The following is a 12609-nucleotide window of genomic DNA, read 5'->3' on the forward strand; positions in this document are numbered from 1 at the left end:
TACTTAAGGATTTGGTGGGTAAAGACGATGTAGAGCTTTACGCCGATAGCACTTATTGTTCACAAGAGATTGAAGACTATTTAAGTGAGATTAAATGCAACTCCCAAGTTCATGAAAAAATCCACTTAGTGAGCAACAAAAAGCCAATAATCACAAGAAATCTAAAACTAGGGTGCGAGCAGCATGTATTTGGTTTTATGACTAATTCTATGAATGATGTTTTGCATATGCGACAAATAGACAGAAAAAGATTGGTGCTATAATTGGGATTTTGGAGGTGTCCTTAAATAGAAAAGGAGGGTAAATCCAGCCTTAACCTTATTAGGACAAAGTTTAAAGAAATTACCAATTGGGCAAAAATTGGCTTTTGCCAATCATCCCTATTTTGTGCAAAGGTCTCTTAAAGTATAAGTAAAGGCAAGGTTTATGCGCTTAAGTAGCATTATAATCCTAGTTTGTGCAATTGATAAGCATTGCTAAAGTCTTTAATATTGGCAATTTTTTTGCCTGATAGTTGTACTTTCTCTAAACTTAATATAGCATCAGCTGTTGCGATGTAACAAGTGCCTTTGGTAGGAGGTTGAATGACTTCCCCTGGTTTTTCATGATAATTTTCTTTCACAATACTGGCAGATAGAATGCGTAATACTTTGGATTCAAACTTATCACTTGTTGCATTGCTTTGCGCAATAGGGTAGGGGTTAAATGCCCTAATTTGACGGTTGATTTTATCAGCAGATTGACTCCAATCAATCCACGCTTCGTCTTTTTTAAGTTTTTTAGCGTAAGTTACATCTTCTTCATTTTGCTTTGTGGATGGTAGGTTGTCAAGGTTTTCTAATACTTCAATAATAGCTTTGGCACCTAGTGTGGAGAGTTTGTCATGCAAGGTTTGTGCATTGTCAATATCAGTGATATCACAGGTTTTTTCTAACAAAATATTGCCTGTGTCTAATCCTTCATCCATTTGCATGATGCTCACACCTGTAGTTTTGTCGCCTGCTAGAATGGCGCGTTGAATAGGTGCAGCACCTCGCCAGCGTGGTAGTAGAGAAGCGTGAATATTAAGGCATCCATACTTAGGGGTATCTAAGACAAGTTTTGGCAATAGTTGACCATAAGCCACTACCACCATAACATCAGCATTGAGTGCAAATAAGGTTTTTTGGGCATCATTATCTTTCAGACTTTCTGGTTGAAAGACTGGAAGCTTGTGTTTTAAGGCTTGTTCTTTGACAGCGCAGGCACTTAATATACGACCGCGACCTTTGGGGCGGTCAGGTTGGCAATAGACACCAACAATGTCGTGTCCAGCATTAATGAGTGCAGTTAAAACACTGAGCGAAAATTCAGGCGTGCCGGCAAAAACAATTTTCATTCTATTTTAGGTTGTTGCGAGCAGTTTTGATAGCCTGTTTGACTTGATTTGGTGCAGTACCACCAAGATGGTCACGCGCGCAAAGTGAGCCTTCTAACGAAAGCATATCAAACACATCATTTTCAATACGAGCATCAAATCCCTGTAATTCTTTCAAATTCAACTCACTTAAATCTTTTTGTATTTTTAGTCCGTAAGCAACCGATAAACCTACCACTTCGTGTGCATCGCGAAATGGCAAACCTTTTTTCACCAAATAATCTGCCAAATCTGTGGCAGTAGTATAGCCTTTCTTGGTAGAATTGTACATATTGTCACGCTTTGCTTTAATGGTTGGCACCATATCGGCGAATACGCGTAAGCAAGTTTTAAGTGTGTCAACCGTATCAAATAGGGGTTCTTTATCTTCTTGGTTATCCTTATTATAGGCGAGTGGTTGTGACTTCATAATGGTCAGCATTGCAGTTAAATTACCATACACACGGCCTGTTTTGCCACGCACTAACTCTGGTACATCGGGGTTTTTCTTTTGTGGCATAATTGATGAGCCTGTACAAAAGCTGTCTGGCAATTCAATAAAATCAAATTGTGCACTTGACCAAAGAATTAACTCCTCAGAAAAACGCGACAAATGCATCATAACAATGCTGGCTGCTGATAAAAACTCTATGGCAAAATCACGGTCACTAACGCCATCAAGCGAGTTATTGCAAATACGCTCAAAACCTAACAATTCAGCAGTGCGAGCGCGTTTAATTGGGTAAGTCGTACCTGCTAATGCCGCACTACCAAGTGGCATTGAATTGAGTCGCTTACGACAATCAATCAGTCGTTCAGCATCACGAGATAGCATCTCAAAATACGCCATCATATGATGCCCAAAACTCACAGGTTGAGCAGCTTGTAAATGAGTAAAACCTGGTAATATGGTACTTGCTTCTTGTTCAGCTAAATTAAGTAATGCGACTTGCAAACGCTTAATTTCATCATTAATTTCATCAAGTTGTTCACGCAAATATAGGCGAATATCGGTTGCTACTTGGTCGTTACGCGAGCGCCCTGTGTGTAGTTTTTTGCCTGCATTGCCAATCATCGCTACTAGGCGTGCTTCAATATTCATATGCACATCTTCTAAATCAACTGACCAATCAAATTTGTCTTTTTTGATTTCAGTAAGAATCGTATTTAGACCGTCAATGATTTGTGATTTTTCATCCTCAGTCAATAATCCAACTTCCTGCAGCATTGTGGCATGTGCAATTGAGCCTTGAATGTCATAAGGTGCGAGAATTTTATCAAAAAATACCGAGGCACCAAAAATTTTAACAAATTCATCGGTTGGTTGATTGAAGCGTCCGCCCCAAGATTGGTTAGTTTTGTTCATAATATTTTAGTAATGTTTTTCCAATTTCTTATCTAAATCTGTCCAATAAGTATCTTCACTGGCAACGCCAACAATTTTTTCTAACAACATGCCTTCTGCATCAAACAATAGTAAAGTCGGATAGAAATCTATATCGTATTTATCTGCAAAGTCATTATTCTCAATTTGCACACCATCAAAATCTACCATGCTAAGTCCTGCGTGTATCTCTATTTGGGCAATGATGAGTTTATCGGTGTATTCCCTGAGTTCAGTCATTGGCGCTATCACTTCGTTAATAACAAAATAACACCAAGAGCAATCTTCCAAATGCGTTAATAGCAAAATATTTTTATTGTCTTTTTTTGCCTGTTGTTTTGTTTGGAAAAGTTTTTTTGCTGCTGGAATCCTCATGGTTTTTTGTTAAAATGCATATCTATTACGATTTTAAATCAATTTAATGCAACAAACAATCAAAATTGCAACACGCAAAAGTCCTCTAGCACTTTGGCAAGCCGAACATGTGAAATCTAAATTAGAGCAACTATACCCCGACTTAATGGTTGAATTGGTGAAGATGACGACTAAAGGCGACCAGATTTTAAACTCCCCCTTGTCTAAAATTGGTGGAAAAGGCTTATTTATTAAAGAATTAGAGGTTGGGCTGTTAGAAGGCAAAGCAGATATTGCTGTGCATTCAATGAAAGATGTGCCATATGAAATCCCAGAAGGCTTTGAATTGGGTGCGATACTTAAGCGAGAAAATCCATTTGATGCTTTTGTATCTAATGACTTTGATGGTATTAATGATTTACCACAAGGGGCAAAAGTGGGTACTTGTTCAATGCGTCGTATTGTACAACTTAAAGCCACTCGTCCAGATTTAGAAATACTAGATTTGCGTGGCAATGTTAATACTCGATTACAAAAATTAGACAATGGTGAGTTTGACGGTATTATTTTAGCGTGTGCAGGTCTTATTCGTCTTGGATTTGAAGATAGAATTAAGCAACAAATATCTGCCGAACAATCATTGCCTGCCGTTGGACAAGGTGCAGTCGGTATTGAAATTCGAGAAAATGACCAGATGATATTGGATTTAATTAAACCATTAATTGACAAAGAGGCTACTTATAGAGTGAGTGCCGAGCGTGCTATGAATGCACGCTTAGAAGGGGGTTGCTCTGTGCCAATTGCAGGGTATTCAACGATTAATGGTGAGCAAATTACGCTAACAGGTTTGGTGGGTAATGTAGATTCTGGTGTGATTTTAAAGCATCAAGCATCAAGTAATATTGATGCTGTTGAAGCATTAGGCGTGCAGTTAGCAGAAAAACTGATTGAGATGGGCGCACGAGAAATTTTAAAATGAATTAAAATAGGCGACATTATTTAGAATAAGGCAAGTAAATATGTTTAGATTCATCGAAAAAAGTTTTCTTAAAATTACACAAATCTTAGGCTTATTGTTTGCAACTATTGTATTGGTTGTGGCAGTCATTGTGAGTTACAACAAGATTGATGTCAAAGCTGATGATAAAATTGACACCCCAGTGGTGAAATTTGCTGATTATCAAAAATTAATACGCAATCAAAAAGCAAAAATCAGTAAAAACTTAGATAATAATCAGCGTTTTGACAAGACTTTTAATGCTTATATTGATGATATTGTTAGCGCGTTAAGTGGTTTGTCTGATAATGTTATTGACAAAACTGATCTTAAACAAAAAGTTAAAATATCAAGCAAAGTTAAATTAAGCCAGTATCCTCAATCGGTGTCTGTGGCTTATGTCAAGTCTCTAGCAAAATTAACCAATCAAGTTGCAATCGTAGATGTTAAAGTGAATATGGATGAGCTTGTTAACTGGCATGACCAATCCTTTTTCCAGCAAATCAAAGAAAAAGATAAGAGAAATTTTCTACAAGTAGGACCACTGAGAATAGAAAAATCTGCTTATTCTGCGATGTGGGAAGTATTAGCAATATTTATGTTGTTGGTGATTATGCTGGCTGTCTTGCGTATTGAGCAAAATACTAGAAAATAAAGTTACACTACCGTTAGACTTATTCAATAATCATCAATATTTTGGGTGTATTTATATTTACCACATTTCTTTGATTTGGCAAGTTTTTAATAATGCCAGAAATCGGCGAGGTAATTGTGTATTTTTCTAATTCAATTTGTGCGATTTTGATCTTAAGATGATGTGCGTCTAATTCCCGCTTTGTTGCATCAAACGCCAATTGCGCGATTTCTAAATCTCGATGAGAACTCACCAAACGCTCATAAAGCTCTTTGGTTTGTTGGAGCTCTAACTTTTTGTCATCAAAATCTTGTTGCTTGATGCTTTGCAAAGTTTTTAAGTATTGTAGTTCAAGTTTGGCCTGTCTATCATCAAGCCTTACAATGACATCGCCTTTTTTCACTTGGGTTTTGACAGGTTTTATCTCTATAATTGCACTTGATACTTGTGAATAGATTTCCAGTCCCAAAGTAGATGATGGTAACAATATTGCTAGCCAAACTAATGATTTAAAGCTCATAATCTTCTCCTGCTAATTGTTGTAATTGTATAAAAACAATCACAAAGTCAAATTCATTTTTTGTTAATTTCCACTCAGTGTCAGTTAGATTGCTCATTGCACTGCCAATATCACTTTTAATTTCCATTTCATAATTGGCGCGAGCCAGTTCAAGATACAGGTCTCGATAATCAAGTTCGGTTGTCAGTGCTTGGTGGCGCTGTTTGAGTGTTTTTAACTTAAGCCACAACGATAAGGCTTGTTGGTTTAGTGCTTGAGTGCGTTGCTCAATGCGTAATTGTTGTTGTTTGATTTTTGTTAAAAGTTTGGAAGTTTTATTCTTCTGACTCTGGCTTTGACCAAAAGGCATAATAAAGCTGATGCCAGCACGCCAATTGCCATTTTTGCTACTATCGTAAGATTGCTCTCCCAGTTTAATGTTTGAGCTAATGACAATCTCTTTGTTGTTTTTTTCTAGATTTCTTTGCTGTTTTAGATTAGCAAGCACACGCCTTAGTTCACCCAATTCTAGATTACTCAATTGTATTTTTTTCTGCCAAATTTCAAATCCAGCTAATTCTTTTTTGAAAAAATAGGTTAAATCAGGTTTAACCAAATTATCAGGTCTATTTTCATAAGCAATATTAAGGAGTTGGGCAAGCTTAGCACGCGTGGTGATTTGCGCTGCTTCAGCCTCAATACGCTTAACAACATCTAATTGTGTTAATGTTCGTTTTTCCAATAATTCTACTTCAGAAGCATCTTCTACATTAAAATTATCCTGAATGCGATTTGCACGAATTGCAGAAATCGCTAAGCGCTCTAATACGGTTTCATGACGCATATCAGCCAATATAATATTAAAAAAAGCTTGCATCACTTGCGTGGTTTTATCAATTTTAAGTTGTTGTAATGCAAACTCTGTATTTTTGACAGTGCTTTTGGCAGCATTTTGGTTAATTTCTACATTTTGGTCGTATAGTACTTTGTTGATTTTAATAAAGGCATGAGAGTAATCAGTACCGCCTAATTTTTCATTATCACGCCTAGCTAACTGTAAATCTAAGTCGACTGTTGTTTTATAACTGTCTTGGTAAGATTTTAATTCAATTTTATCAAGCTCTATATTGATATGGAGTTGCTTTTGTTCAAGATTTTGTTTTGTTGCCAATGCCAGTGTATGTCTCAATGTTAGTGGGTTTGGCAATTCCAGTGCTTGTGTGGAAAATGATAAAAACAACCAAGTAATAAGTAAAGACTTCATCTCGCATTACTTGTGTTTGCGCTTGTAGCGTATGAAGGGCTCTTTTTTGTAGGATTTATCAACAAAATAATTTGCTAGCAGTAAAAAGTCTTTCTTGTTGACAAAGCCTGTGTGGCGTACTACGCGTTTACCATTTAAATCAAAGAAAGCCAGCACAGGTGTAGCACCGACTAAGTTATGGCGTTGAGCAAAGATTTTTTCTTGTAGGGTGTTGCCATCAAAATCTGTCAAATTCACACTAGATTCTACATCAATTTCAAAATTTAAAAAGTGCTGCCTAAAGTAGTCAATAATAGGTTTTTGAGTGAATACATTACGACGCATTTTTTGGCAGAATGGGCATTCTTCCATATGAAAGAAAACAAAAATACCCTCTTTTTTAGCGTCAATAGCGTCTTCTAAATTTTCACTGTAGTCATTAAAATGTTGATCAAACAATGATATGTCTTTTTCTTTAGCAAAACTTGATGTACAAAGCAATAAAAAGAATGCTAAGTGAATAATTGTTTTCATATATCCCCCAAAGTTAAAAGGGATAATACCCTTAATCAAATAATGCGTCAATAAAGTCTTTGACAATAAATGGTTTCAGGTCGTTAATCCCTTCACCAACGCCAATATAGCGAATGGGTAATTTTAATTCATCGGCAATAGCAAAGACGACACCACCCTTAGCGGTGCCATCAAGTTTGGTAATGCTAATGCCACTTAGTTTGACCGCTTTGTTGAATTCTTTGGCTTGGTTGATTGCATTTTGACCTGCGCCACCATCAAGTACTAACATCACTTCATGAGGTGCGCTTTCATTTTGTTTGGTGATGACACGCTTGATTTTTTCTAATTCTTGCATAAGATTACCTTGAGTATGTAGTCGCCCAGCAGTATCAGCAATCAGTATATCAATATTTTTGGCTTGTGCTGATTGATAGGCATCAAAGATGACTGAGGCAGCATCAGCACCCGTATCTTGTGCCACAACAGGAATATTATTACGCTCACCCCAGACCTTGAGTTGTTCAACTGCTGCCGCACGAAAAGTATCACCGGCAGCAAGCATTACTGATTTTCCTTGATTTTGAAATGACTTGGCGAGTTTGCCAATGGTGGTGGTTTTACCAGCGCCATTCACCCCAACTACTAAAATCACAAAAGTTTCTTGCGGGTCCGACTTCAATTGATTGCCTTCAATGAGCAACCCTGCCAATTCATCTTTTAAGAGTTGATACAAGCTATCAGTGTCTTTTAAAGTTTTTCTAGAAGCATTTTTGCGCACAGATTCTAAAACTTTATCAGTGGTATTAATACCCATATCTGCACCGATAAGTAACATCTCTAGCTCATCTAATAAATCATCATCAATGGTTTTTTTGCCTAACAATAGTGCTGATAATCCAGAACCAAGTTTTTGCCTAGATTTGGTTAAGCGTTGTTTTAAAGAAGCCGATTTGTCTTTTTTGAAAAAATTAAACACTATAATAATGCAATGTTAAAAAAGTTGATTTTACTATTCTTTGCTTTGTCTCAACCTTTATTTGCTAATTCACTTGATTTGGCACAACAAGGTATTACTCAAATAACATTGGGCAATGGGCTAAAAATTATTGTCAAAACTGATAGGCGTGCACCTGTCTTTATTTCTCAACTTTGGTATCAGGTAGGTGCTAGTGACGAATCGCGTCCAACCACAGGTATCTCACATATGCTTGAACACATGATGTTTAAAGGAACAGACAATTATGGGGCAGGTGAATTTTCAAAGATTATTGCCCGTAATGGTGGCAATGACAACGCCTTTACCTCTAAGGATTACACCGCTTATTATCAAAAAATGCACAAGTCCAAACTTGATCTTGCTATCAAGATGGAAGCCGATAGAATGCGACATTTACGCCTGATTAATAGAGAGTTTGAAAAAGAAAGGCAAGTGGTGATTGAAGAACGCAGATTACGCATAGAGGATAACCCAAATGCCAAAGTGTTTGAGAATCTTAACCTGATTTCCTTTGATAAAAAAGGCGCTTATCATGCCCCTATTATTGGCTTTCAGGGTGACTTAGAGACTTATCGTTTGCGTGATTTACGCGATTGGTACAAAAGATATTATGCACCGAATAATGCGACTTTAGTGGTGGTGGGTGATGTTTGGGCTGATGAAGTAATTGCCTTGGCAAAAAAATATTTTGGCATTTATAAATATAACCCTGACATTGCCAAGAATAACAAACCTGCTATTGTTCATACTGGTAAGTCGCGTGTATTAAAACTCAAAGCAGAGCTGCCTTTTTATATCTTGTCTTTTCCTGTGCCAAGTCTAAAAACCACGAAAGACAAACACAATGCCTATGCTTTGGATATGCTGTCGTATATATTAGACAATAGACTGTCTAAAACTTTGGTGAGAGAGCAACAAATCGCTTCAAGCATCAGCGTAAGTTATAGCTTATACGATAAATACAACACCTTATTTACCCTGAGTTTTACACCTGCAAAGGGTGTGGACAACCCAATAGTATTATCAGCGATTAAAACACAAATCGCCGAGTTGATTAAAAATCCTGCTGTGATTAAAAATGAGTTGGCGCGTACCAAAACACAACTTGAAGCCGAGTTTGTTTTTGAACAAGACCGTATATCCACCCAGTCTTATTATTTGGGTATGTTGGCAACTGTTGGTTTGGGCATTGAAACAATGTTTACCTATGTGGACAAAATGAATGCTATTAGCACACACGATGTTGCGCAAATTGCCAAACAATATTTGGATTTTTCTCAGGCTAATTCGGTGGAACTCATACCACAGGGGGTTAAGTGAAGTTTTTAGTTTTATTTTTGTTGCTTGTTAGTAGTGTTCATGCCAAGTTAAACATTCAACATTGGATGACACCTGAAGGTGCAAAGGTGCTCTTTGTGCAGACCAAGGGCTTGCCAATATTAGATATTTCACTTAACTTTGATGCTGCTAGTGGCAAAGAGGGTGAAAAATATGGTTTAGCGTCGTTAACCAATAGTCTGCTGGGTAGTGCCACCCAATATCGCAATGAAGAGCAAATTATTAATGCATTTGAATCATTAGGTGCACAGTTCAGTGGCTATTCGTTAAAAGATATGTCAATCGTATCATTACGCACGCTTTCAAGAGAGTCAATTTTAAGAAAATCGCTTAATATTTTTACTGAAGTTGTTACTCAACCAAGTTTTAAGCAAAAATATCTCACCCGCGCGAAGCGTCAAATCCTGCAATCCATCAGAGCTGCTCAACAATCACCATCCAGTATTGCCTCCATTGCTTTTAATAAAGCTGTATTTGGTGAGCATCCTTACGCACATGAAGCAATTGGCACTCAAGACACCATTGGTAATATCACCACAAAAGATTTAAAGCACCATTACCAACAATTCTTTGTCGCAAAAAATCTTATCATTGCGTTGGTTGGGGATGTGAGCAAAGTCAAGGCCAAACAGATTGCGCGACAAATTTCTCATGGACTGAATATTGGACAAAAAGCCAAAGCCAATCCAGTGGTTAAACCACTTAATGATGCGCAGGACATTCACATTGATTTCCCATCAAAACAAACCCATTTACTTATCGGACAGACTGGCGTTAATCGCTCTCATCCTGATTTTTATCCCTTGTATTTAGGTAATCATATCTTTGGTGGTAGTGGATTAACTTCAATCTTGAGCGGTGAAATTCGTGAGAAAAAAGGGCTCGCTTATTCGGTCTATAGTCATTTTAGTCAAATGCAGTCAAATGGCTCTTTCACCATGAAATTGCAAACCAAAATTGCCCAAGCTAATAAGGCAAGGAAAATTGCCGTTCAAACGCTAAATAATTTTATTAATAACAATATTGATAAACAAAAATTACAAGATGGCAAGGATAATATCATTGGTGGATTCGCCCTACAAACAGCATCCAATGCCAATATCTTAACTTACCTTTCTATTATCGGTTTTTATAATTTACCACTGGATTATCTAGATACCTTTACTGATAAAATCAAGGATATTAGCACGCAAGATATTCAAAATGCCTTTGCACAGTTGATTAACACCGATAAGCTTGTCATAGTAAGTGTGGGGCAGAAGATCAAGAATAATGGCAAATAAAGCCGTATTATTATTTTCGTATGGGACATTGCAAAATTCTACCGTACAACTTGCAACTTTTGGACGCGAACTATTTGGTTATAAAGATGAGCTACTCAACTACAGATTAGCAATGCTTGAAATTCAAGATGCAAGTGTCGTCAAACTTAGCGGTGAATCTCATCACCCAATCGCAGTACCCAGTCAATCTGACACCATATTAGGCACAGTCTTTGAAATTACCCAAGAAGAATTGGCACAGTCCGATAAATATGAAGTAGATGAGTATCAGCGTGTATTAGGAAAAATGGCATCAGGTACGCCTGCTTGGGTTTATGTTGAGTTTTTGGAGGTGCCCATAAGTGAGTAGAGCAGTTCAATCAAAATCAAAACAAAGAGTGGCTGACCATGGCGAAGTATTTACTTCTGATTGTGAAGTCAATGCGATGCTTGATTTAGTCAAACAAGAAGCGGATCGTATAGATTCCCGTTTTTTAGATCCAGCTTGCGGAACAGGGAATTTTTTAGTTGAAATATTAAGAAGAAAGTTAGCCGTTGTAGAAAGTAGATACAAAAAAAGTCAACTGGAATATGAACGATATGCCGTGATTGCGGTTACGAATATTTATGGTATTGATATTTTAGAAGATAATGTTGAAGAGTGTAGAAATCGGATTTTTAAACTATTTGATAAACAATATACTTCTTTTTACAAAAAAAAGGCGAAAGAAGAATGTAGAGTGAGCATAAAATACATTTTGGGAAAAAATATTTTAAGAGGCGACGTCCTGACCTTAAAAACCGTGGGTAGTGATGATAAACCGATTGTATTCTCTGAATGGTCTACGCTGAATGGAAGCATGATAAAAAGAAGGGATTTTACGCTGGACAATCTGCTTAAAACTGAGGAATGCAAAGTTCCTGATTCACTTTTTAGTGATTTTTACGAAACCGACCCTGCTTTTTTACCCAAACCGATAAAGGACTTTCCCTTGATGCATTTCTTAAAATTGACCGAACATGGTTAATATCAATTACAACCCTGATGTTTTATCTTGTCTTGCCAATTTGAGCAATGACGAAGTTTTTACACCGCCTAAATTGGTTGGTGATATTTTGGATATGCTGCCAGTAGCATTATTTAGCGATAAATCTACCACTTTTCTTGACCCTGTAAGTAAATCTGGCGTATTTTTGCGTGAAATTGCCAAACGCTTAATGATGGGTTTAGAGGCTGAAATTCTCGACCAGCAACAACGCATTAACCATATTTTTGAAAATCAATTGTATGGTATTGCCATTACCGAATTAACCGCTTTGCTTTCTCGTAGAAGTGTTTATTGCTCTAAAATCGCCAATGGCAAATATTCTATTTGTGAAACTTTTAATAATGAAAATGGCAATATAAAGTTTGATGCGATCAATCACATTTGGAAAAACGGTAAATGTACCTTTTGCAATGCCAGTGAAGAAGTGTATAGCCGAGATGAGCAATTAGAAACCCATGCGTATCAGTTTATTCATACGGATAAACCAGAGGAGATATTTAAAATGAAATTTGATGTAATTATTGGAAATCCGCCTTATCAGTTGAGTGATGGGGGGGCATGGAAGAAGTGCAAGCCCTATTTATCATAAATTTGTTGAATAGGCTAAAAAACTAAAACCAAGGTTTTTAACCATGATTATTCCTGCACGTTGGTATGCTGGCGGAAAAGGATTAGATGCTTTTAGAGAATCAATGCTTAATGATAGTCATATTAGAAAACTGGTTGATTTTGAAAACTCTTCAACCGTTTTTCCAGGGGTAGATATTGCTGGTGGTATTTGTTATTTCTTATGGGATAGAGATAATCAGGGGCTTTGTGAAATAACCAATGAGTATGACGGTAAAAAAATAAGTTCTCAAAGAGCATTAAATGAATTTGATACTTTTATTCGCCATAGTCAACCTGTCCCAATTATTAGAAAGGTTCTAAAGATAGAAAG

The 12609-nt window shown here is 36.9% G+C and carries 13 protein-coding genes and 2 pseudogenes; 8 read left to right on the forward strand and 7 right to left on the reverse strand.

Features of this window, described 5'->3' with window-relative positions; genetic code table 11:
• Window positions 1–263, forward strand: a pseudogene (locus BAZSYMA_RS09745) (hypothetical protein); the annotation flags it as partial.
• A 179-nt stretch (window positions 264–442) separates the two neighbouring features.
• Here BAZSYMA_RS09745 and fmt read toward each other — a convergent pair.
• Genes fmt through BAZSYMA_RS00060 form a run of 3 tightly spaced genes read right to left on the reverse strand, consistent with a single transcriptional unit; the run spans window position 443 to window position 3155 of the window.
• On the reverse strand, window positions 443–1378 hold the full coding sequence (fmt, locus tag BAZSYMA_RS00050) for a methionyl-tRNA formyltransferase (RefSeq protein ID WP_090714247.1): 936 nt from the start codon (window positions 1376–1378) through the stop codon (window positions 443–445).
• Window position 1379: 1 nt separating this feature from the next.
• Window positions 1380–2765 carry an argininosuccinate lyase gene (gene argH, locus BAZSYMA_RS00055; protein WP_090714249.1) on the reverse strand — a complete coding sequence of 462 codons (1386 nt, stop codon included), beginning with the start codon at window positions 2763–2765 and terminating at the stop codon, window positions 1380–1382.
• A gap of 3 nt (window positions 2766–2768) precedes the next feature.
• On the reverse strand, window positions 2769–3155 hold the full coding sequence (locus tag BAZSYMA_RS00060) for a thioredoxin family protein (protein ID WP_090714251.1): 387 nt from the start codon (window positions 3153–3155) through the stop codon (window positions 2769–2771).
• A gap of 46 nt (window positions 3156–3201) precedes the next feature.
• Between BAZSYMA_RS00060 and hemC the strand changes: the two genes are divergently transcribed.
• Together hemC and BAZSYMA_RS00070 are read left to right on the forward strand one after the other, a co-directional pair.
• Window positions 3202–4113, forward strand: coding sequence for a hydroxymethylbilane synthase (gene hemC, locus BAZSYMA_RS00065; RefSeq protein ID WP_090714254.1), 912 nt, complete (start codon window positions 3202–3204; stop codon window positions 4111–4113).
• A 40-nt stretch (window positions 4114–4153) separates the two neighbouring features.
• On the forward strand, window positions 4154–4786 hold the full coding sequence (locus BAZSYMA_RS00070; RefSeq protein ID WP_090714256.1) for a hypothetical protein: 633 nt from the start codon (window positions 4154–4156) through the stop codon (window positions 4784–4786).
• Between the two features lie 19 nt (window positions 4787–4805).
• Here the strand turns inward: BAZSYMA_RS00070 and BAZSYMA_RS00075 are convergent, their stop codons facing one another.
• From BAZSYMA_RS00075 to ftsY, 4 genes are read right to left on the reverse strand one after another with little or no spacing between them, the layout of a single operon-like run.
• On the reverse strand, window positions 4806–5285 hold the full coding sequence (locus tag BAZSYMA_RS00075) for an efflux RND transporter periplasmic adaptor subunit (protein ID WP_090714258.1): 480 nt from the start codon (window positions 5283–5285) through the stop codon (window positions 4806–4808).
• Window positions 5275–6528: a TolC family protein gene (locus tag BAZSYMA_RS00080; RefSeq protein ID WP_090714260.1), complete on the reverse strand. Its 1254-nt coding sequence runs from the start codon at window positions 6526–6528 to the stop codon at window positions 5275–5277. Before BAZSYMA_RS00080 ends, BAZSYMA_RS00075 begins: the two co-directional genes overlap by 11 nt.
• A 6-nt stretch (window positions 6529–6534) precedes the next feature.
• Window positions 6535–7041: a thioredoxin family protein gene (locus tag BAZSYMA_RS00085; RefSeq protein ID WP_139683147.1), complete on the reverse strand. Its 507-nt coding sequence runs from the start codon at window positions 7039–7041 to the stop codon at window positions 6535–6537.
• A gap of 31 nt (window positions 7042–7072) precedes the next feature.
• Complete coding sequence (gene ftsY / locus BAZSYMA_RS00090; RefSeq protein WP_090714265.1) at window positions 7073–7999, reverse strand: signal recognition particle-docking protein FtsY; 927 nt, start codon at window positions 7997–7999, stop codon at window positions 7073–7075.
• 12 nt (window positions 8000–8011) lie between these two features.
• Between ftsY and BAZSYMA_RS00095 the strand changes: the two genes are divergently transcribed.
• The 5 genes and pseudogenes from BAZSYMA_RS00095 to BAZSYMA_RS00115 all read left to right on the forward strand — a co-directional run.
• Window positions 8012–9340 carry a M16 family metallopeptidase gene (locus BAZSYMA_RS00095; RefSeq protein WP_090714268.1) on the forward strand — a complete coding sequence of 443 codons (1329 nt, stop codon included), beginning with the start codon at window positions 8012–8014 and terminating at the stop codon, window positions 9338–9340.
• The gene (locus BAZSYMA_RS00100; RefSeq protein WP_090714270.1) at window positions 9337–10641 is read left to right on the forward strand and encodes a M16 family metallopeptidase; all 1305 of its coding nucleotides are present in this window, start codon (window positions 9337–9339) and stop codon (window positions 10639–10641) included. Before BAZSYMA_RS00095 ends, BAZSYMA_RS00100 begins: the two co-directional genes overlap by 4 nt.
• Entirely contained in the window at window positions 10631–10990 is a 360-nt protein-coding gene (locus BAZSYMA_RS00105; RefSeq protein WP_090714272.1) for a gamma-glutamylcyclotransferase family protein, read from the forward strand. The genes BAZSYMA_RS00100 and BAZSYMA_RS00105 overlap by 11 nt, the downstream gene beginning before the upstream one ends.
• On the forward strand, window positions 10983–11648 hold the full coding sequence (locus tag BAZSYMA_RS00110; RefSeq protein ID WP_090714274.1) for a DNA methyltransferase: 666 nt from the start codon (window positions 10983–10985) through the stop codon (window positions 11646–11648). Before BAZSYMA_RS00105 ends, BAZSYMA_RS00110 begins: the two co-directional genes overlap by 8 nt.
• A pseudogene (locus BAZSYMA_RS00115) lies at window positions 11641–12609 on the forward strand (Eco57I restriction-modification methylase domain-containing protein); the annotation flags it as partial. The gene BAZSYMA_RS00110 and the pseudogene BAZSYMA_RS00115, both read left to right, overlap by 8 nt.

The organism is Bathymodiolus azoricus thioautotrophic gill symbiont, assembly GCF_001298715.1.
GTDB lineage: Bacteria > Pseudomonadota > Gammaproteobacteria > PS1 > Pseudothioglobaceae > Thiodubiliella.